Annotated in this window: 17 protein-coding genes and 1 pseudogene; 12 read left to right on the top strand and 6 right to left on the bottom strand. The window is 66.0% G+C overall.

Annotated features, from left to right (window positions below; genetic code table 11):
• Position 1: 1 nt before the first annotated feature.
• A complete protein-coding gene (locus tag ABEA07_RS16585; RefSeq protein WP_345539201.1) occupies positions 2-1,195 on the bottom strand; it encodes an acyl-CoA dehydrogenase family protein in 1,194 nt (397 codons plus the stop codon).
• A 153-nt stretch (positions 1,196-1,348) separates the two neighbouring features.
• Here ABEA07_RS16585 and purN point away from each other — a divergent pair, with 153 nt between their 5' ends.
• The gene (purN, locus tag ABEA07_RS16580; protein WP_345539200.1) at positions 1,349-1,933 is read left to right on the top strand and encodes a phosphoribosylglycinamide formyltransferase; all 585 of its coding nucleotides are present in this window, start codon (positions 1,349-1,351) and stop codon (positions 1,931-1,933) included.
• 73 nt (positions 1,934-2,006) lie between these two features.
• On the opposite strand, the gene ABEA07_RS16575 is transcribed toward purN, so the two are convergent.
• Positions 2,007-2,252, bottom strand: coding sequence for a DUF1653 domain-containing protein (locus ABEA07_RS16575; protein WP_345539353.1), 246 nt, complete (start codon positions 2,250-2,252; stop codon positions 2,007-2,009).
• A 73-nt stretch (positions 2,253-2,325) separates the two neighbouring features.
• On the opposite strand from ABEA07_RS16575, the gene ABEA07_RS16570 reads away from it, so the two are divergent.
• Complete coding sequence (locus tag ABEA07_RS16570; protein WP_345539199.1) at positions 2,326-3,597, top strand: RsmB/NOP family class I SAM-dependent RNA methyltransferase; 1,272 nt, start codon at positions 2,326-2,328, stop codon at positions 3,595-3,597.
• Positions 3,598-3,729: 132 nt separating this feature from the next.
• Positions 3,730-4,944 (top strand): DesA family fatty acid desaturase, encoded by a 1,215-nt coding sequence (locus ABEA07_RS16565; RefSeq protein ID WP_345539198.1) that lies wholly within the window; start codon positions 3,730-3,732, stop codon positions 4,942-4,944.
• 237 nt (positions 4,945-5,181) lie between these two features.
• On the opposite strand, the gene rpmG is transcribed toward ABEA07_RS16565, so the two are convergent.
• The 3 genes from rpmG to trxB all read right to left on the bottom strand — a co-directional run bounded on the left by rpmG (position 5,182) and on the right by trxB (position 6,743).
• Positions 5,182-5,355, bottom strand: a complete 174-nt coding sequence (gene rpmG, locus ABEA07_RS16560; RefSeq protein WP_007830291.1) for a 50S ribosomal protein L33 — start codon at positions 5,353-5,355, stop codon at positions 5,182-5,184.
• Positions 5,356-5,366: 11 nt separating this feature from the next.
• Complete coding sequence (gene rpmB / locus ABEA07_RS16555) at positions 5,367-5,600, bottom strand: 50S ribosomal protein L28 (RefSeq protein ID WP_159857024.1); 234 nt, start codon at positions 5,598-5,600, stop codon at positions 5,367-5,369.
• A gap of 180 nt (positions 5,601-5,780) precedes the next feature.
• Positions 5,781-6,743: a thioredoxin-disulfide reductase gene (trxB, locus tag ABEA07_RS16550; protein WP_345539197.1), complete on the bottom strand. Its 963-nt coding sequence runs from the start codon at positions 6,741-6,743 to the stop codon at positions 5,781-5,783.
• A gap of 167 nt (positions 6,744-6,910) precedes the next feature.
• Here trxB and ABEA07_RS16545 point away from each other — a divergent pair, with 167 nt between their 5' ends.
• From ABEA07_RS16545 to ABEA07_RS16510, 8 genes are all read left to right on the top strand, one after another.
• Complete coding sequence (locus tag ABEA07_RS16545) at positions 6,911-7,585, top strand: Crp/Fnr family transcriptional regulator (RefSeq protein WP_345539196.1); 675 nt, start codon at positions 6,911-6,913, stop codon at positions 7,583-7,585.
• A gap of 132 nt (positions 7,586-7,717) precedes the next feature.
• Entirely contained in the window at positions 7,718-10,111 is a 2,394-nt protein-coding gene (locus ABEA07_RS16540; protein ID WP_345539195.1) for a DNA translocase FtsK, read from the top strand.
• A 10-nt stretch (positions 10,112-10,121) separates the two neighbouring features.
• Positions 10,122-10,766: an outer membrane lipoprotein periplasmic chaperone LolA gene (gene lolA / locus ABEA07_RS16535; RefSeq protein WP_345539194.1), complete on the top strand. Its 645-nt coding sequence runs from the start codon at positions 10,122-10,124 to the stop codon at positions 10,764-10,766.
• A gap of 83 nt (positions 10,767-10,849) precedes the next feature.
• Positions 10,850-12,139, top strand: coding sequence for a replication-associated recombination protein A (locus ABEA07_RS16530; protein ID WP_345539193.1), 1,290 nt, complete (start codon positions 10,850-10,852; stop codon positions 12,137-12,139).
• A 260-nt stretch (positions 12,140-12,399) separates the two neighbouring features.
• Positions 12,400-13,329, top strand: a complete 930-nt coding sequence (locus ABEA07_RS16525; RefSeq protein WP_345539191.1) for a branched-chain amino acid ABC transporter permease — start codon at positions 12,400-12,402, stop codon at positions 13,327-13,329.
• A gap of 13 nt (positions 13,330-13,342) precedes the next feature.
• Positions 13,343-14,536, top strand: coding sequence for a branched-chain amino acid ABC transporter permease (locus ABEA07_RS16520; protein ID WP_345539189.1), 1,194 nt, complete (start codon positions 13,343-13,345; stop codon positions 14,534-14,536).
• 17 nt (positions 14,537-14,553) lie between these two features.
• Positions 14,554-15,324 carry an ABC transporter ATP-binding protein gene (locus tag ABEA07_RS16515; protein ID WP_345539188.1) on the top strand — a complete coding sequence of 257 codons (771 nt, stop codon included), beginning with the start codon at positions 14,554-14,556 and terminating at the stop codon, positions 15,322-15,324.
• 1 nt (position 15,325) lies between these two features.
• On the top strand, positions 15,326-16,042 hold the full coding sequence (locus tag ABEA07_RS16510) for an ABC transporter ATP-binding protein (RefSeq protein ID WP_345539187.1): 717 nt from the start codon (positions 15,326-15,328) through the stop codon (positions 16,040-16,042).
• A 33-nt stretch (positions 16,043-16,075) separates the two neighbouring features.
• Here ABEA07_RS16510 and ABEA07_RS16505 read toward each other — a convergent pair whose 3' ends face one another.
• Complete coding sequence (locus ABEA07_RS16505) at positions 16,076-17,053, bottom strand: Bug family tripartite tricarboxylate transporter substrate binding protein (RefSeq protein ID WP_345539186.1); 978 nt, start codon at positions 17,051-17,053, stop codon at positions 16,076-16,078.
• A gap of 410 nt (positions 17,054-17,463) precedes the next feature.
• On the opposite strand from ABEA07_RS16505, the pseudogene ABEA07_RS16500 reads away from it, so the two are divergent.
• Positions 17,464-19,288 (top strand): annotated as a pseudogene (locus ABEA07_RS16500) (hypothetical protein); the annotation flags it as partial.

The raw sequence follows: 19,288 nt of genomic DNA, 5'->3' as shown, positions 1-19,288 counted from the left end.
CTCAACCGAGGACGGTCTGAGCGACGATGTTGCGCTGCACTTCGTTGCTGCCGCCGTAGATGGTGGTCTTGCGCATGTTGAAGTAGGTGGTGGCCAGCGGCGCCAGCTCCGGGTGGCCGCCCGGGAAGTCGCCCTGCCATCCCGCGGCCATGGCCTCGCGGATCAGCGGCAGCGCGAAGGGGCCGCCCGCCAGCATCATGAGTTCGGTATAGCGCTGCTGGATCTCGCTGCCCTTGATCTTGAGCAGGCCGGCGATGTCGAGCGAGTTCTTGCCCGACGTGGCGGCGGACAGCACGCGCAGCACGAGCATCTCGAGCGCGACCACGTCGACCTCCAGCCTGGCGATCTCGTCGCGGAAGCGCTGGTCCTCCCAGACGCCCTCGCGCTTGGCGATGCGCTTGAGGCGCTCCAGCTCGCGCTTGGCGCGGTTCACGTCGGCGATGTTGGTGCGTTCGTGCGACAGCAGGTGCTTGGCGTAGGTCCAGCCCTTGTTCTCTTCGCCGATGAGGTTCTCGGCCGGTACCTCGACGTTGTCGAAGAACACCTCGTTGACTTCGTGTCCGCCATCCATCAGCTTGATGGGACGCACGCTGACGCCGGGCGACTTCATGTCGATCAGGAGGAAGCTGATACCGGTCTGCGGCTTGCCTTCGTTGCTGGTGCGCACGAGGCAGAAGATCCAGTCGCCGTACTGGCCCAGCGTGGTCCAGGTCTTCTGGCCGTTCACGATGTAGCGGTCGCCCTTGCCGTCCGTCACGCGTTGGGCCCGGGTCTTGAGCGAGGCAAGGTCGGAGCCCGAGCCGGGCTCGCTGTAGCCCTGGCTCCACCACACCTCCCCACTGGCGATGCCGGGCAGGAAGCGCTTGTGCTGCTCGGCGTTGCCGAAGGCCTGGATCACCGGCGCCACCATCACCGGGCCGAAGGGCACGATGCGCGGGGCGCCGGCCAGGGCGGTTTCTTCCTCGAACAGATGTTTCTGCACGGCGCTCCAGCCGGGGCCGCCGAACTCGACCGGCCAGCCGTAGCCCAGCCAGCCTTTCTTGCCGAGGATCTTGGCCCAGCGCTGCAGATCGTCGCGCGTGAGTTCCAGTGCGTTGTGGACCTTGTGGGAGATGTCCTGGGGGAGGTTGTCCTTGACCCAGGCGCGAATCTCTTCGCGGAACTTCTGTTCCTCGGGCGTGAAGCTCAAATCCATGCGTGCCTCGCTGTGTTGGCCGGGCGCCGTGGGGAGGCGGCGCGTCCGGGATTCGTCGAACCGATCGGTTTTAGCACGGTCGTGCTTGTATGCGGTGTCCGCGCGGCGACAAAGCCACTGAGGGGAAACGCGGGCACGATAATCCCGCCTCCCATGAAGAACATCGTGATCCTGATTTCCGGCGGCGGCTCCAACATGATGGCCATCGTGCGGGCCGCCGAGCGTGAGCAGTGGGCCCGGCGCTTCGACGCCAGGGTGGCTGCGGTGATCAGCAACAAGGCGGACGCCGCAGGCCTGGCGCTGGCGCAGGCGCAGGGCGTCGCGACGGCGGTCGTGCGGCACCAGGACTATCCCAGCCGCGAGGCCTTCGATGCGGCGCTGGCGCAGGCGATCGATGTGCATGCGCCGGCGCTGGTGGTGCTGGCGGGGTTCATGCGCATCCTCACACCGGGATTCGTGATGCGCTATGAGGGGCGGCTGCTCAACATCCATCCCTCGCTCCTGCCGGCTTTTCCAGGGCTCCATACCCACCGCCGGGCGATCGAGGCGGGCTGCCGCGTGTCCGGGGTCACGGTGCACCAGGTCACGACCGAACTCGACCATGGGCCGATCCTGGCGCAGGCCGTGGTACCGGTACTGCCGGACGACACGCCCGAAGCATTGGCCGAGCGTGTGCTCGCGCAGGAGCATTGGATCTATCCGCAGGCCATTGCCCGATGGCTCTCCGAAACAGATTGACGCAATTCTCTTTTTGCGAGGACTGCCACTGACATCCTCTGCGGACGAGGGGCGGCAAGGGCTCCCCGCTTCCTCAGCCGATCCGGGCGAAGCGTGGCCTTGGCTCTCCGTCGATCTCCACGGTCTCGCCGAACATCGCGGCCGGTCGCACCCAGAGGCCGCGTGCGCCGTAAAGCGCGCGGTACAGCGTCATCGGTTCGAGGGTTTCGCTGTGGCGCACAGGGCCCAGCACTTTGTATTCGCCGCCCTTGTAGTGGCGGTAGCGGCCGGGCGGGGTTTCGATCAGGGGCGGGAGGTCGTCGTCGGTCGCGCTGGTCATGGTCTCGGGTCGTCCAAGATCGGAGTGGATGGCGCCGATTTTGTCGGCCTCGTGCGCGGAGACAATCGGGGACATGCATCCCCGAGCCCTCCTCGATGCCTGCGCCGAACTGGTCGGCCTGGCCCTGAAATTCGATCATCCCGCCGACCAGGTTGTCTCCCGCTACTTCCGCGAGCATCGCGCGCTGGGGCCGCGCGAGCGCGCGACGTTGGCCGAGACCGTCTACACCGTGCTGCGCAGGAAGCTGCTGTTCGACCACTTCGCGCCCTCCGGCAGCGGCCCGAAGGAGCGGCGCATGGCGATCCTCGGCTTCCATGGCCCGCGCGACTTCCTGAAAAGCGCCTTGAGCGACGTGGAGAAGCGGTGGCTCGACCAGTGCGATGCCGTCCGCCCGGACGACCTGCTCGACCGGCATCGCCACAACCTGCCGGAATGGCTTGTGGCGCCGCTCAAGGCCCAATTGGGCGACGAGTTCCCGGCGTTGGCGGAAAGCCTGCAGCAGCCCGCTCCCCTGGATCTGCGGGTGAACGCACTGACCGACAAGCGCGCCGATGTCCAGAAGGAACTGGGCCTTGCCGGCATCCGGGCCGAACCTGCCCCGTTCTCGCCATGGGGGTTGCGCATCGACGGCAAGCCAGCGCTCGCCAAGCTGGATGCCTTCGCTCGCGGCGCCGTCGAGGTGCAGGACGAGGGCTCCCAGCTGCTGGCCCTGCTCCTAGACGCCAAGCGAGGCGAGATGGTGGTGGACTTCTGCGCTGGTGCCGGCGGCAAGACGCTGGCCATCGGTGCCACCATGCGAAGCACCGGCCGGCTCTATGCCTTCGACACCTCGGCACACCGGCTCGATGCGCTCAAGCCGCGGCTGGCGCGCAGCAAGCTGTCGAACGTCCATCCGGCGGCCATCGCGCACGAGCGTGACGAGCGCATCAAGCGCCTGGCCGGCAAGATCGACCGGGTGCTCGTGGACGCACCCTGCTCGGGGCTGGGCACGCTGCGGCGCAACCCGGACCTCAAGTGGCGGCAGACGCCCGCCGCGATCGAGGAGCTGAAGGCCAAGCAGACCGCGATCCTGCAAGGCGCGGCGCGACTGGTGAAGTCCGGCGGGCGGCTGGTCTATGCCACTTGCAGCGTGCTGCCGGAAGAGAACGAGGCCATCGCGGAGGCGTTCGGTGCGGCGCATCCGGATTTCGAAGTCCGGGACGTGGTCCCCCTCCTCGAAGGACTGAAGGTGGCCGACGCCAGACGGCTGGGCGCGGGCGGCGGGGAGGGCACGCGCTACCTCCGCCTCTGGCCGCATCGCCACGCCACCGACGGGTTTTTCGCCGCCGTCTGGCAGCGGAAGTAGGTCGAAACCCTCACAGAGGGGCCATGACTTGTTCTAAATCAAGGATTTAGCCCCCTTTTTATGGGGCTGCCCTTTAAAATCGCTTGTTACTTGAAGGCTGCACCTTCGTGCGGCCATGGAGCACCAAACTCAATGTTTTTCCCTGACTCTGCCATCCTGAGCGCGGCCGTCGATTGGCTCGCGAACGGTTTGTGGGACCTCACGTGGTGGCAGATCGTCCTGTACACACTGGTCACGACCCACATCACCATCGTCGCGGTCACCGTGTTCCTGCATCGCACCCAGGCCCACCGCGCCATGGACCTGCACGCGATCCCCTCGCATTTCTTCCGCTTCTGGCTCTGGATCGGCACCGGCATGGTGACGCGCGAGTGGGTGGCCATCCACCGCAAGCATCACGCCAAGTGCGAGACCGAAGACGACCCTCACAGCCCGCAGACGCGCGGCATCGACACCGTCATGTGGCGTGGCGCCGAGCTCTATCGCGCCGAGGCGAAGAACAAGGAAACCATCGCCAAGTTCAGCCACGGCACGCCGAACGATTGGATGGAGAACAACGTCTACAGCCGTTTCGGCTGGCAGGGCGTCGGTCTCATGCTGATCCTGAACCTGGCGTTGTTCGGCGCGCTGGGTGCCACCGTGTGGGCGGTGCAAATGCTATGGATCCCGTTCTGGGCTGCCGGCGTCGTGAACGGCCTGGGCCACTACTGGGGCTACCGCAACTTCGAGGCACCTGACGCCAGCACCAACCTGTCGCCCTGGGGCCTCATCATCGGCGGCGAAGAACTGCACAACAACCACCACACCTATCCGACCTCTGCCAAGTTCTCTGTCAAGAAGTACGAGTTCGACATCGGCTGGGCCTATATCAGCCTGATGCAGAAGATCGGCTGGGCCAAGGTCAAGAAGCTGCCCCCGCGGCTGCTGATGGGCGATGTCCGGCCGGTGGCTGACGAAAAGACCCTCGAGGCCCTTATCGCCAACCGTTACGAGGTGATGGCCCGCTATGCGCGCGAGATGCGTCGTGCAACCCGCCATGAACTGGCGCTGCTCAGGGAGAAGGGCGCCGACCTTTCGGCGCTGAAGGTGGCCAAGCGCTGGCTGCACCGCGACGACGACAAGGTGCCTGCCAACGCCCGCTTGAACCTGGTGCAAGCACGTGCTGCCCATCCGGTGCTCGACAAGATGGTGACCATGCGCGAGGAACTGCGCCAGATGTGGCTCAACACGTCGCAGTCGCGCGAGCAGTTGGCCGCTGATCTGGCTGCATGGTGCCATCGTGCGGAGGCCAGCGGCATCGCAGGGCTGCGCGATTTCTCAACGCGTCTGCGTGCGGCACGCGCCTGAACGGCGGAGACGGGTTCTCGAAGCAAAAAAAGCCGGCCCAAGGGTCGGCTTTTTTCATGTGCGTGCAGCTTGGCATGCGGGCGGCGAACGTTTTTTGACGCGCCGCGGGCAGCCGGTCCCAAAGTGTTGATCTTTACGATCTTGTCGCGTACACACGGCCTGTTTGCCTGGTCCAGATTGGGGCAACAAAAAACCCGCTGGGAGTGCCAGCGGGTTTTCAGTGAAGGCCAGGCTGAATTACTTCAGCTTGATTTCCTTGTATTCGACATGCTTGCGTGCTTTCGGGTCGAATTTCATGATCGACATCTTCTCGGGCATCGTCTTCTTGTTCTTGCTGGTGGTATAGAAGTGGCCGGTACCCGCGGTGGATTCCAGCTTGATCTTTTCACGTCCGCCTTTGCTCGTGGCCATGGTTCAGCTCCTTAAGCTTGGCCGCGCGCGCGGAGGTCGGCGAGCACGGCGTCAATGCCCTTCTTGTCGATCAAGCGCAGCGCGGCGCTCGAAACGCGGAGGCGAACCCAGCGGTTTTCGCTTTCGACAAAGAAACGGCGGTATTGCAGGTTCGGCAGGAACCGGCGCTTGGTTTTGTTGTTGGCGTGGGAAACATTGTTCCCAACCATCGGGCCTTTGCCCGTGACGTCGCATACGCGTGCCATGTGAAGCTCTTTCTTGAACAGCTGGCACCCGGCGCAAGGAGACACGGCGGGTGGGTTGCAGCTTGACCTCGCCAGAAGCGGGTGGCGGTATCCCGGCTTTGCCGCTGGGCTAGGACCCCGCATGAAACAGGGCCGAATTCGGCAAAGCCTTGGATTATAGCCTCAGGCCCGGCAGCCGCGTCAGAGCGTTCCTTCCTGCTCAAGGAAGCGCTGGGCGTCCAGTGCTGCCATGCAGCCGGTGCCTGCACTGGTGATGGCCTGCCGATACACGTGGTCCTGCACGTCGCCGGCCGCGAACACGCCGGGAATGCTGGTCATGGTCGCGAAGCCCTGCAGGCCGGATCGGGTGAGGATGTACCCGTCCTTCATCTCCAACTGGCCCTGGAAAATGTCGGTGTTCGGATGGTGGCCGATGGCGATGAAACAACCTTTGAGGTCCATCTGCTCGGTTTCGCCGGTCTCGGTGTTTTTCAGGCGGATGCCGGTCACGCCCGTGTCGTCGCCCAGGACTTCGTCCAGCGTCCGGTGCAACTTGAGTTCAATCTTGCCTTCCTTGACCTTTTCGTAGAGCTTGTCCACCAGGATGGGCTCTGCCCGAAACTTGTCGCGGCGGTGCACCAGCGTGACCTTGCTCGCGATGTTCGACAGGTAGAGCGCCTCCTCCACCGCGGTATTGCCGCCGCCGACCACGCAGACTTCTTGCTCTCGATAGAAAAAGCCATCGCAGGTCGCGCACCCGGAAACGCCTCGGCCCATGAACTGCTGTTCCGAATCGAGGCCCAGGTACATGGCCGAGGCGCCTGTGGCGATCACCAGCGCGTCGCAGGTGTAGATGGCGCTGTCGCCGGTGAGCGTGAAGGGGCGCTTGCTCAGGTCCACCTTGTTGATGTGGTCGAACACGATCTCGGTCTTGAAGCGCTCGGCGTGTTCCAGGAAGCGCTGCATCAGGTCGGGGCCCTGGACGCCGTGCACGTCCGCCGGCCAGTTGTCGACCTCCGTGGTGGTCATGAGCTGGCCACCCTGGGCCATGCCGGTGATCAGCAAGGGTTGCAAATTGGCGCGTGCGGCATAGACGGCGGCCGTGTAACCGGCTGGCCCGGAGCCCAGAATGAGTACCTTCGCGTGGCGTGTAGGGGACGACATGAGTAGAAAACCTAGGTTTGACGCTGCATCAGCGTGTACATTTTCAAGGGTGATAGCTATGGAGTATCACTGTTCGGTTCAATACCGGGCGAGAAGGTGTTTTCAATGCGTGCGATTGTATTAATGCATAGGCTGCCCAATCGCGCGGTAGATCCGGGGATTGATGAATGTCGATGCTTTCCAATCTTGAATTGCTTCGCCGCGTGCCGCTGTTCGCCGCGCTGACGCCGGCCCAATCGGCGAGCATTGCCGACGCGATCGTCAAGAAGCGCTTCAAGCGCGCCGAGGTCATTGTCGAGCAGGGCAAAAAGTCGGATGCGCTTTACATCATCCTCACGGGCCGCGCCCGAGTCATGAGCACCGACAGCCGCGGCCGCGAGGTCATTCTCGCGACCCTGCACCCGGGCGACTACATCGGAGAGATGAGCCTGATCGACGACGAGCCGCACTCGGCCACCGTCCGCACCGAGATCCAGACTGACGTTCTCACCCTCGGCCGCGAGGCCTTCTCGCGCTGCCTGCCCGAGAACTCCTCCATGGCCTACAACATCATGCGGGGCCTCGTCGGGCGCCTGCGCCATGCGGACCGCAAGATCGAATCGCTCGCGCTGATGGACGTCTACGGCCGCGTCGCGCGTTCGCTGCTCGAGTTCGCGGTGGACGACGGCGCCGGCAACCTCAAGGTGCGTGACAAGATCTCGCGCCAGGACCTGGCCAAGATGGTGGGAGCGTCGCGCGAGATGGTGAGCCGGGTCATGAAGGACCTCGAAGAGCGAGGTTTCGTCCAGACCCAGCCCGACGGCTCCATGATCGTCAAGGACCGGCTCTCATCGCTGGCCTGATTTCCCAGCCGGCGCCGTGGAGCGCGCCGGCCTCCCCATCGCAATGCCCGCCGGCAACGCGGCCGCCATTGTGTTCGTTGTAGTTTTCACGCGCTGCCGGCCTGCTCCTGCTGGCTGGCGGTGTTGCCTTTCATGACTTATTCGCTCAACACCCTCCAGTCGTCCGCATCGAGCGATCCGCCGCCGGCGCGGGTGCGCGCGATGCGCTTCGCGCACGAGATCACGCTGATCGCCGGCTTCGTGGCGCTGCTGTTCTGGCTGCTCGCCATGCTGAGCTTCACCCCTTCCGATGCGGCCTGGTCGACCTCGGGCACCGGCGGCGAGGTGAAGAACTGGGGCGGCCGCATCGGCGCCTGGCTGGCCGACGCCAGCTATTTCCTGGCAGGCTATTCGGTCTGGTGGTGCCTGGCGGCCGCCTTGCGCGCCTGGCTGTCCTCCCTGGCCGGGTGGATGCGCGGCGGCGAGGCCGGCGCTGCGGAGCAGCCGCCGCGTGGCCGCTTCAACCGCAGCCGCCTGGCTTTCTGGTTCGGGCTGGTGTTGCTGCTGTGCGCCAGCGCGGTGCTCGAATGGTCGCGCCTGTACCGGCTCGAAGCGCATCTGCCGGGCCATGGCGGCGGCGTGCTGGGCTACCTGGTCGGCCCGGCCAGCGTCAAATGGATGGGCTTCACCGGCTCGGCGCTGATCGCCATCGCCGCCGGGGTGATCGGTTCGGCGCTGGTTTTCCGCTTCTCCTGGAGCCAGATTGCCGAACGCATCGGTTCGCGCGTGTATTCGCTGTTTGAATCCCGCCGCGAGAAGCGTGAAATCGCCGAGGACATCGCGATGGGCAAGAAGGCCGTGCGCGAGCGCGAGCGCGACGAGGCGGCCGCCGAGACGGAGCGGGACAGCGAGCCGCAACTGATCGATGACGAACTGCGCGTCGCCCCCCGGCCCAAGCGCCGTCCGCCGCCGCCGCCGGTGCAGATCGAGCCGGCCATGACCGAGGTACCCAAGAGCGACCGTGTCGCCAAGGAGCGGCAGAAGCCCTTGTTCCGCGAACTGCCGGACAGCAAGCTGCCCCAGGTCGATCTGCTCGATGCACCGCAGGGCCGCCAGGAAACCGTCTCGGCCGATACGCTGGAGATGACCTCGCGCCTGATCGAGAAGAAGCTCAAGGACTTCGGCGTGGAGGTCCGCGTGGTGCTGGCTTCGCCGGGTCCGGTGATCACGCGCTACGAGATCGAGCCGGCCACGGGGGTCAAGGGCTCCCAGATCGTCAACCTGGCCAAGGACCTGGCCCGCTCGCTGTCCCTGATCTCCATCCGGGTGGTCGAGACCATCCCGGGCAAGAACTACATGGCACTGGAGCTTCCCAACGCCAAGCGCCAGTCGATCCGTCTCAGCGAAATCCTGGGCTCGCAGGTTTACAACGAAGGCAAGTCCATGCTCACCATGGGCCTGGGCAAGGACATCGTCGGCAATCCGGTGGTCGCCGACCTCGCCAAGATGCCGCACGTGCTGGTGGCCGGCACCACCGGCTCCGGCAAGTCGGTCGGGATCAACGCCATGATCCTGAGCCTGCTCTACAAGGCCGAGGCCCGCGACGTCCGCCTTCTGATGATCGACCCCAAGATGCTGGAAATGTCGGTCTACGAAGGCATCCCGCACCTGCTCGCGCCGGTGGTGACGGACATGCGCCAGGCCGCGCACGGCCTCAACTGGTGCGTGGCCGAGATGGAGCGCCGCTACAAGCTGATGAGCAAGCTGGGCGTGCGCAACCTCGCCGGCTACAACACCAAGATCGACGAGGCCAAGGCGCGCGAGGAGTTCATCTACAACCCCTTCAGCCTCACGCCGGACGATCCCGAGCCGCTCAAGCGCGAACCGCACATCGTGGTGGTCATCGACGAATTGGCCGACCTGATGATGGTGGTCGGCAAGAAGATCGAAGAGCTGATCGCCCGCCTGGCCCAGAAGGCACGGGCCGCCGGCATCCACCTGATCCTCGCCACCCAGCGCCCCAGCGTGGACGTCATCACCGGCCTGATCAAGGCCAACATTCCGACCCGCATCGCCTTCCAGGTCTCCAGCAAGATCGACTCGCGCACCATCCTCGACCAGATGGGCGCCGAGGCCCTGCTGGGGATGGGCGACATGCTTTACATGGCCAGCGGCACCGGCCTGCCGGTGCGCGTGCATGGCGCCTTCGTCAGCGACGACGAGGTGCACCGTGTCGTCGCTTACCTCAAGTCACAAGGGGAACCGGACTACATCGAAGGGGTGCTCGAAGGTGGAACCGTCGACGGTGAAGGCGATCTACTGGGCGAAGGTGGCGGCGGCGAGGGTGAGAAAGACCCGATGTACGACCAGGCGGTCGAGGTCGTGCTCAAGCATCGCAAGGCCAGCATCTCCCTGGTGCAGCGCCACCTCAAGATCGGCTACAACCGCGCCGCGCGGCTGGTCGAGGACATGGAACACGCCGGGCTCGTGAGTGCCATGAGCGGGAGCGGCCAGCGAGAGATCCTCGTCCCGGCGCGCGCCGAATGATGAAAGAAGGATGCCGTTGAAGAAACTGTTTGTCATCGCATGCACGGCGGCGCTCGCCGCGAGTGCGAGTGCCTGGGCGGGCGGGATGGAGAGCCTCGAAGCCTTCGTGAAGAACGCGAAGTCCGGCCGTGCCGAGTTCACACAGACCGTGACGGCACCGCCGAGGGAAGGGCAGACCGCGCGCGCCAAGGTGTCGAACGGCACCTTCGAATTCCAGCGCCCGGGCAAGTTCAGGTTCGACTACAAGAAGCCCTTTGCGCAGAGCATCGTGGCCGACGGCGAGACGCTCTCGCTCTATGACGCCGACCTCAACCAGGTCACGCAGCGCAAGCAGGCGCAGGCCCTCGGCTCGACACCCGCCGCGCTGATCGCCGCCGCGGCCGACCTGCGCGCACTGCAGGCAGACTTCTCTCTGGAGGACTCGCCCGAGCGCGACGGCCTGCAGTGGGTGAAGGCCACGCCCAAGAGCAAGGAGGGGCAACTGCAGAGCGTGCAGATCGGCTTCCAGGGCGAGGCCCTGGCGGCCCTCGAGATCCTCGACAGCTTCGGCCAGCGCTCCGTGCTCAAGTTCAGCAAGGTCGAGCTCAACCCCTCCCTGCCCGCCGGCACCTTCCAGTTCAAGCCGCCGGCCGGCGCCGACGTGCTTCGCCAGTAATCGCCTCCCCGCCCGCTTGCCTGCCTTTCCGCGAGGCGCGGCGAGGCGGTGGGTGCCGGAGCATGCGCGACACTACGGCTTCCATGGCCACCACCACCCATCAGCCCCTGGCCGAGCGCCTGCGCCCCAAGAATCTGGGCGAGGTCATCGGCCAGCAGCATCTGCTCGGTCCCGGCATGCCGCTGCGTATCGCCTTCGAATCGGGCCAGCCGCATTCCTGCATCCTCTGGGGCCCGCCGGGCACCGGCAAGACGACCATCGCACGGCTGATGGCAGATGCCTTCGATGCCCAGTTCCTCAGCATCAGCGCGGTGCTGGGCGGCGTGAAGGACATCCGGGATGCCGTCGATCGCGCCACCGCCGCGCGCGACGGCCTGGAGCAGCGCCGCACCATCGTCTTCGTCGACGAGGTGCATCGCTTCAACAAGAGCCAGCAGGACGCCTTCCTGCCGCATGTCGAATCGGGCCTCTTCACCTTCATCGGCGCCACCACCGAAAACCCTTCCTTCGAGGTGAACTCGGCGCTGCTGTCGCGTGCCGCGGTGTACGTGTTGAAATCCCTCGGCGAGGACGAGCTGCGCCAGATCATCCGGCGCGCGCAGAACATCCAGGCCGTGCCCGCCATCGAGGCCAAGGCGGAAGACCGCCTCGTGGCCTATGCCGACGGCGACGCGCGCCGGCTGCTCAACACGCTGGAAACCCTCGCCGTCGCCGCTGCCGCCGAGAAGCGCACGGACATCGGCGACGAATGGCTGCTGCGCGTGCTCGGCGAGCGCATGCGCCGCTACGACAAGGGCGGCGAGCAGTTCTACGACACCATCTCCGCGCTGCACAAATCCGTGCGCGGCAGCGATCCTGACGCCTCGCTCTACTGGTTCGTGCGCATGCTCGACGGCGGCGCCGACCCGCGCTACATGGCGCGCCGCCTGGTGCGCATGGCCAGCGAGGACATCGGCCTGGCCGACCCGCGCGCGCTGCGCCTGGCTCTCGACGCCGCGGAGGTCTACGAGCGCCTCGGCTCGCCGGAAGGTGAACTGGCGCTGGCCGAATGCGTGGTCTACCTGGCCGTCGCGCCCAAGTCGAACGCGGTCTATCAGGCTTACAACGAGGTGCGCGCGTTCGTGAAGCAGGACGGCACGCGGCCCGTGCCGATGCACCTGCGCAATGCGCCCACGAAGCTGATGAAGCAGCTCGACTACGGAAAGGGCTACCGCTACGCGCACGACGAAGAGGGCGGTTTCGCCGCCGGCGAGCGCTACCTGCCCGAGGGCATCGATCCGCCTCCCTTCTACCGCCCGGTCGAGCGCGGCCTCGAGATCCGCATCGCGGAAAAATTGCGCGAGCTGCGCAGGCGCAACGATCAAGCCCGCTGACGCCCCGCGGCCGGCCCGATACGGGGTGTGTCAGCGCCGATACACCCGCGCGCGCATCGTGATCGGAACGCGGCGCACCAGCGGGAAAACCCCGGTCGCCGCGCGCCGAAATGGCGATCCGGCGTGACTACAATCCCGCCCACAAACCCGCCTTCGACACATGCTGGCGGGTTTTTTGCTAAGCGAAGCCAGGGCGCCGAACCGGCGCTTCCGGTACGTCGGGGCCTACAAGGGCACGTTCTCCAGATAAGGGATTCTCTATGGACATCTTGCTGCAGCAGATCATCAACGGTCTGGTTCTCGGCAGCATGTACGCCTTGATAGCCTTGGGCTACACCATGGTGTACGGCATCATCAACCTCATCAACTTCGCCCACGGCGAAGTGCTCATGGTCGGTGCGCTGACCAGTTGGACCATCATCGGCTGGATGCAGTCCGCGATGCCCGGCACGCCAGGCTGGATCATCCTCATCATCGCCCTCATCATCGCCTGCGTGGTCGCCGCCACGCTCAACTTCACGATCGAGAAGGTGGCCTACCGCCCGTTGCGCAACAGCCCCAAGCTGGCGCCGCTGATCACCGCCATCGGCATGTCCATCCTGCTGCAGACGATCGCCATGATCATCTGGAAGCCCACCAACAAGGCCTACCCGACCCTGCTGCCCACCACCCCCATCCACGTGGGCGGCGCGGTGATCTCGCCCACCCAGGTCATGATCCTCAGCGTCACCGCCTTCTGCCTGGTGGTGCTGATGTGGCTGGTCAACTACACCAAGCTCGGCCGCGCGATGCGCGCCACCGCCGAGAACCCGCGCGTCGCGGCACTGATGGGCATCCGCCCCGACATGGTCATCTCCGCCACCTTCATCATCGGCGCCGTCCTGGCGGCCGTGGCCGGCGTAATGTATGCCTCGAACTATGGCATCGCGCAGCACGCGATGGGCTTCATTCCCGGCCTCAAGGCCTTCACCGCGGCGGTGTTTGGCGGCATCGGCAACCTCGCGGGCGCGGTGGTGGGCGGCATCCTGCTGGGCTTGATCGAGGCCATCGGCTCCGGCTACATCGGTGCGCTCACCGGGGACATCCTCGGCAGCCACTACAGCGACATCTTCGCCTTCATCGTGCTGATCATCATGCTCACGCTGCGGCCCTCGGGCCTGCTCGGCGAGCGGGTGGCGGACCGGGCCTGAGGGAGCACGTGCCATGAACGACAACGGCAAGAAAGTCCTCGTCTGCATCGTTGCGGCCATCGGCTTGCTGGTGCTGCCGCTGCTGCTGCAGAGCCAGGGCAACGCCTGGGTGCGCATCGCCGACATCGCGCTGCTCTACGTCCTGCTGGCCCTGGGCCTGAACATCGTGGTCGGCTATGCCGGCCTGCTGGACCTGGGCTACGTGGCCTTCTTCGCGATCGGGGCCTACCTGTTCGCGCTGCTCGGCTCGCCGCACCTGACGGACACCTTCCCTGCGATGAAGGCCATGTTCCCCAACGGCCTTCACAGTTCTCTGCTGCTCGTGATTCCGGGCGCCTTTGCGCTCGCGGCGCTGTTCGGCGTGCTGCTGGGCGCCCCGACGCTGAAGCTGCGCGGCGACTACCTCGCCATCGTGACGCTGGGCTTCGGCGAGATCATCCGCGTGTTCCTGAACAACCTGGACCACCCGTTCAACCTCACGAACGGGCCCAAGGGCATCACGGGCATCGATGCCGTCCATTTCTGGGGGCTGAACCTGGGCAAGCCGCTGAAGATCGGCGACTTCACGATGTCCTCGGTCACGCTCTACTACTACCTGTTCCTCGCGCTGGTGCTGGTCACGATCGTCATCTCGCACCGCCTGCAGCTCTCCCGCATCGGCCGTGCATGGATGGCCATCCGCGAGGACGAGATCGCCGCCAAGGCCATGGGCATCAACACCCGCAACATGAAGCTGCTGGCCTTCGGCATGGGCGCCAGCTTCGGCGGCGTCTCCGGCGCCATGTTCGCGGCCTTCCAGGGCTTCGTCTCGCCCGAATCCTTCAGCCTGATGGAGTCGGTCATGATCGTCGCCATGGTGGTGCTGGGCGGCATTGGCCACCTGCCGGGTGTGATCCTGGGCGCCGTGCTGCTGGCCGCGCTGCCCGAAGTGCTTCGCTACGTCGCCGGCCCGCTGCAGGCCATGACCGACGGGCGGCTCGATGCTTCCATCCTGCGCCAGCTCTTCATCGCGCTGGCCATGATCATCATCATGCTGGTGCGTCCGCGCGGCCTCTGGCCCTCGCCGGAGCACGGCAAGTCCCTGCAGCGCAAGGGCGCGCCCAAGGCCCCGGTGCCCGGCTCCACGCAGGCGCACCCGCCTGGCGTGCCCACGCCGGCCGACGAGGTGCCGGGCGAGGCCTCGCGTCCCATGTCGATCAATCCGTGAACGAGGGGAGCAGCAGCATGACTGACATCATCCTCGACGTCCGTGGCATCTCCAAGCGCTTCGGCGGCCTGCAGGCCCTGTCCGACGTGGGTATCAAGATCACCCGCGGCCAGGTCTATGGCCTGATCGGGCCCAATGGCGCCGGCAAGACCACCTTCTTCAACGTCATCACCGGCCTCTACACACCCGACAGCGGCAGCTTCGAGCTCGGCGGCAAGCCCTACCAGCCGACTGCGGTGCACGAGGTCGCCAAGGCCGGCATTGCCCGCACCTTCCAGAACATCCGGCTCTTCGCGGAAATGACCGCGCTCGAGAACGTGATGGTGGGCCGCCACGTGCGCACCCAGTCGGGCGTGCTGGGCGCGATTTTCCGCACCGGCAGCTTCAAGGCCGAGGAAGAGGCCATCGCCACGCGCGCCCACGAGTTGCTCGACTACGTCGGTATCGGCAAGTACGCCGACTACAAGGCGCGCACCCTGAGCTACGGCGACCAGCGCCGCCTCGAGATCGCCCGGGCCCTCGCCACCGACCCGCAGCTCATCGCGCTCGATGAGCCCGCCGCCGGCATGAACGCCACCGAGAAGGTGCTGCTGCGCGAACTGATCGACCGCATTCGCAAGGACAACCGCACCATCCTGCTGATCGAGCACGACGTGAAGCTGGTGATGGGCCTGTGCGACCGCGTGACCGTGCTCGACTACGGCAAGCAGATCGCGGAGGGCACGCCCGCCGAAGTACAGCGCAACGACAAGGTGATCGAGGCTTACCTCGGCACGGGAGGACACTGAAATGGCTCAGACCCTTTTGAAGGTAAGCGGCCTCAAGGTTGCGTACGGCGGCATCCAGGCGGTGAAGGGTGTGGACTTCGAGGTCCGCGAAGGCGAGCTGGTCTCGCTGATCGGCTCCAACGGCGCCGGCAAGACCACCACCATGAAGGCCATCACCGGCACCTTGCCTTTCGCCGCGGGCGACATCGAGTTTCTCGGCAAGAGCATCAAGGGCCGCGGCGCCTGGGACCTGGTCGCCGACGGCCTGGTGATGGTGCCCGAGGGCCGCGGCGTATTCACGCGCATGACCATCACCGAGAACCTGCAGATCGGCGCTTACATCCGCAAGGACAAGGCCGAGATCGCCAAGGACGTCGACCGCGTGTTCGCCACCTTCCCGCGTCTCAAGGAGCGCGCCACGCAGCTGGCCGGCACCATGTCGGGCGGCGAGCAGCAGATGCTGGCGATGGGCCGGGCGCTGATGGCGCGCCCCAAGGTGCTGCTGCTCGACGAGCCTTCGATGGGCCTGTCGCCGATCATGGTCGACAAGATCTTCGAGGTGGTGAAGCAGGTCTATGACCAGGGCGTCACCGTGATGCTGGTGGAGCAGAACGCCAGTCGCGCGCTGCAACTGGCCGATCGCGGCTACGTGATGGAGTCCGGGCTCATCACCATGAGCGGCGATGCCAAGGCGATGCTGAGCGACCCGAAAGTCCGAGCCGCCTACCTCGGCGAATGACGGCGGCGGCCGCCAGGCCGCCGAGCGTCCTTTTCAATCGACCTTTGCGCCGGTCGCCTTGACGACCTTTTCGTACTTCGCCAGTTCGCTCTTCATGAAGGCGCCGAACTGCGCCGGGGTGCTCGACACGGGCTCGGCCAGCAGGGTGGCGAAGCGGGTCTTCGTTTCCGGCGCGTTGAGGGCGGCGACGAAGGCGCGGTTGAGCTTCTCCACCACCGGCGCGGGCGTGCCGGCCGGTGCCACCAGGCCCCACCAGGTGTCGATCGAGAAGCCCTTGAGCGTGGCCGCCACCGTCGGCACCTCGGGCAGCGCGTTGCTGCGCTCGGCGGTCGTCACGGCGATCGCCTTGAGCTTGCCCGAGCGGATGTTGGGCGCGGCGGTCGCGAGGTTGTCGAAGTTGAAGTCCACCTGGCCCGACAGCAGCGCCAGCTGCGCCGGGTTGCCGCCGTTGTAGGGGATGTGCACGGCGAAGATGCCGGCTTCCTTCTTGAACATCTCGCCCGCGAGGTGGCCGGCGCTGCCGTTGCCGCCGCTGCCGTAGTTGAGCTTTCCGGGGTTGGCCTTCGCGTACGCGATCAGGTCGCGCAGGCTCTCGATCTTCAGGCGCTTGGCGGTCTCGGCATTCATCACCAGGACGTTGGGCACGCGGACCATCTGCGTGATCGGCGCGAAGGCGGTGGCGGCGTCGAAGGGCATCTTGCTGTAGAGCCACGGATTGACCGCGTTGGTGGCGGTTGCCGCGATGCCGATGGTGAGCCCGTCCGGTGCGGCCTTCGCCACCGCGTCGGCACCGATGTTGCCGCCCGCGCCGGGCTTGTTCTCGATGATGACCGTGCCGAGTTCGTCCTTCACCCGCTCCGCCAGCGCGCGCGCCGTGACGTCGATGGGGCCGCCGGCGGCATAGGGCACGACCAGGCGGATCGGGGCGTTAGCGGGTTGGGCACCGACGGGCGCGGCGATCAGCAGCGCGGACGAGGCAAGAACTGTAAGGAGAAAGTCTCTGTTTTTCATGCTTTGGATTGTGATGGAAGTATTCGTATGTGAAATAAGTCACGCCGATCCGGCGGTAGGTGTAACGCTTCGCTCAAAAAATGTCCCGATCCGTAATATCGGATGGCCACACCGGGGATGAAGAATAACAACCGTAAGTAATTAGAACTTACGTTGGATACGGTAGCCAGGGACTGCCTCACCCCGGATTTCAAAAATTTCTGGAGGGGAATCGGATGAAGGTCATGGCGAAGGGCACGCTTGTGCTCGTAACGGCTGCGGGCGCGTTGGCGGGTTGCGGAGGGGGCAGCGGAGGAGGGGGAGGCGGAAGCGGAGGGTTCGGCGTCTCACAGATCGCCGATGCGGCCGCGTTGGCCGCCGCGGCACCAGCGGCCGCCCCGGCTGCTGGCGGCAACGCATCGAAGGAGGACGTGTCGGCCGAGAAGGCGCTGGATTCGAGCTGGACCCGGATTGCCAGGGAAGATCAACGGTTCACGCTGGCCTCCGCCACGCTCGTCCAGTACGGCGCGAAGACCACCTTCACGAGCAAGACGCTCTCGGGCAGAGTGACCTGCAACAACGCCACGTTCGGCGACCCGCTGCCCTATGTGGAGAAAGCCTGCTACGTCCAGACCGGCGCTGCCGCTCCGCTCCCTGCACCGGCACCCGCACCTGCACCGGCACCTGCACCGGCACCTGCGCCTGCGCCTGCGCCTGCACCGGCGCCTGCTCCCGCTCCTGCACCGGCACCTGCGCCTGCACCGGCACCGGCACCGGCACCGGCACCCGTCGCCGGTACTTATCTCGCGCCGGAAGGCGCATCCTTCACGGTCGCATCCGCAACGCAGGTGCGTTACGGCGCCAACAGCTCCTGGATCACCAAGACGGTGACCGGCACCGCACCGTGCACGAACGAATATTTCGGCAAGGATCCCTTGCCCTTCACGGTGAAGGCTTGCTATTCCAGTGGTGCTGCGTCCGCTCCGGCACCGGCGGCACCTGCTCCGGCTCCCGCGCCCGCTCCGGCCCCTGCTCCGGCCCCTGCCCCGGCCCCTGCTCCGGCTCCTGCTCCAGCTCCAGCTCCAGCTCCGGCTCCAGCTCCAGCTCCAGCTCCAGCTCCAGCTCCGGCTCCGGCTCCGGCTCCGGCTCCGGCTCCCATCTCCGGTGACGTCGTCGACAGCACCGGCAAAGTGGTGGCCGACGCCTACCGCGCCATGGCCCCCCGCCTGGCCAAGGTCGAAGGCCTGGCCTACCGCTACGGCAACGCCCCGGCCGTGAACAACAGCGGCATCCCCACGCTGTACCAGCGTGGGGACCAGACCATGAGCTATCACGACGGCACGTGGCAAGTGGGCGGCCCGGTCCTGGCCGACGCGGGTCTGTACTCCACCAACCAGGCCCACGTGGGCTTCGTCGCGGACGATCCCAACGCACGCCTGGGCGTGGGCGATCTGACGATCACGGCGATCGACCACAACACCTTCACGCAAAAGCCGCAGCTGCCCTGGCAGAACGCGGCGGCGTGGGACGGCAGCGCCGGTCGCAACAACTACAACACCACCACCTACAAGGCGGCCGGCCTCACCACCGGCAATCCTGTGGCGGTGGCCCGTTGCGGCGGCCGCACCGGCTTCTGCGCGACCTCGCTGGTGGCCTTCAACGACGGCCTGATCGGCACGGCCGGCTCCAACACGGCCAACAACCGTGCCTCGGTCAAGCTGCCGGCCAACAAGGTGCCCACCGGCATCGCCATCACCAACACCAGCGAATACGCGCTGGTCACGGTGTGGGACACGACGGCGCTCAAGGGCCAGGTGGCTGTCATCTCGCTGGCGGGCCTGTGCAACAACTGCGACCCGTACAACCCCAACGGCGGCAACGCGACCGGCATCCGCAACACCACCTACGACCGCTGGTACGACTGGTGGCACGAGTGGTTCGGTGTCTACCCCGGCCTGCCGAACATGGGCAACATCGCCTTCATGAAGGTGCTGGGCTACGTGGACCTGCCGGGCATGAACGCGCCGACGGAAATTGCGGTGACCACCGGCTTCGACCAGTTCCAGACGGCGCTGCCGGAGAAGTACGGCGAGTTCATGGGCCAGACCTACTCGCCGCTGACCGACGGGGCCAAGCGCGCCAGCTTCGCGCCGGGGGGCCAGAACTACAACCGCTATGCCAAGGCGGGCGTCGCCGTGGTGATCTCCAAGTCGGAGAAGAAGGCTGCCTTCATCGACCTGAAGCCGCTGTTCTCGT

Origin of the sequence: Variovorax defluvii (assembly GCF_039541515.1) — a bacterium.
Lineage (GTDB): Bacteria > Pseudomonadota > Gammaproteobacteria > Burkholderiales > Burkholderiaceae_C > Variovorax > Variovorax defluvii.
The sequence above is the reverse complement of the archived record's forward strand: the minus strand, read 5'-3'. Positions and strand labels throughout refer to the sequence as shown.

What these genes read in the sequence shown, in the direction of transcription:
- ABEA07_RS16585 (WP_345539201.1), bottom strand. Translation starts at nt 1,195, where the DNA reads ATGGATTTGAGCTTCACGCCCGAGGAACAGAAGTTCCGCGAAGAGATT.
- purN (WP_345539200.1), top strand. Translation starts at nt 1,349, where the DNA reads ATGAAGAACATCGTGATCCTGATTTCCGGCGGCGGCTCCAACATGATG.
- ABEA07_RS16575 (WP_345539353.1), bottom strand. Translation starts at nt 2,252, where the DNA reads ATGACCAGCGCGACCGACGACGACCTCCCGCCCCTGATCGAAACCCCG.
- ABEA07_RS16570 (WP_345539199.1), top strand. Translation starts at nt 2,326, where the DNA reads ATGCATCCCCGAGCCCTCCTCGATGCCTGCGCCGAACTGGTCGGCCTG.
- ABEA07_RS16565 (WP_345539198.1), top strand. Translation starts at nt 3,730, where the DNA reads ATGTTTTTCCCTGACTCTGCCATCCTGAGCGCGGCCGTCGATTGGCTC.
- rpmG (WP_007830291.1), bottom strand. Translation starts at nt 5,355, where the DNA reads ATGGCCACGAGCAAAGGCGGACGTGAAAAGATCAAGCTGGAATCCACC.
- rpmB (WP_159857024.1), bottom strand. Translation starts at nt 5,600, where the DNA reads ATGGCACGCGTATGCGACGTCACGGGCAAAGGCCCGATGGTTGGGAAC.
- trxB (WP_345539197.1), bottom strand. Translation starts at nt 6,743, where the DNA reads ATGTCGTCCCCTACACGCCACGCGAAGGTACTCATTCTGGGCTCCGGG.
- ABEA07_RS16545 (WP_345539196.1), top strand. Translation starts at nt 6,911, where the DNA reads ATGTCGATGCTTTCCAATCTTGAATTGCTTCGCCGCGTGCCGCTGTTC.
- ABEA07_RS16540 (WP_345539195.1), top strand. Translation starts at nt 7,718, where the DNA reads ATGACTTATTCGCTCAACACCCTCCAGTCGTCCGCATCGAGCGATCCG.
- lolA (WP_345539194.1), top strand. Translation starts at nt 10,122, where the DNA reads ATGCCGTTGAAGAAACTGTTTGTCATCGCATGCACGGCGGCGCTCGCC.
- ABEA07_RS16530 (WP_345539193.1), top strand. Translation starts at nt 10,850, where the DNA reads ATGGCCACCACCACCCATCAGCCCCTGGCCGAGCGCCTGCGCCCCAAG.
- ABEA07_RS16525 (WP_345539191.1), top strand. Translation starts at nt 12,400, where the DNA reads ATGGACATCTTGCTGCAGCAGATCATCAACGGTCTGGTTCTCGGCAGC.
- ABEA07_RS16520 (WP_345539189.1), top strand. Translation starts at nt 13,343, where the DNA reads ATGAACGACAACGGCAAGAAAGTCCTCGTCTGCATCGTTGCGGCCATC.
- ABEA07_RS16515 (WP_345539188.1), top strand. Translation starts at nt 14,554, where the DNA reads ATGACTGACATCATCCTCGACGTCCGTGGCATCTCCAAGCGCTTCGGC.
- ABEA07_RS16510 (WP_345539187.1), top strand. Translation starts at nt 15,326, where the DNA reads ATGGCTCAGACCCTTTTGAAGGTAAGCGGCCTCAAGGTTGCGTACGGC.
- ABEA07_RS16505 (WP_345539186.1), bottom strand. Translation starts at nt 17,053, where the DNA reads ATGAAAAACAGAGACTTTCTCCTTACAGTTCTTGCCTCGTCCGCGCTG.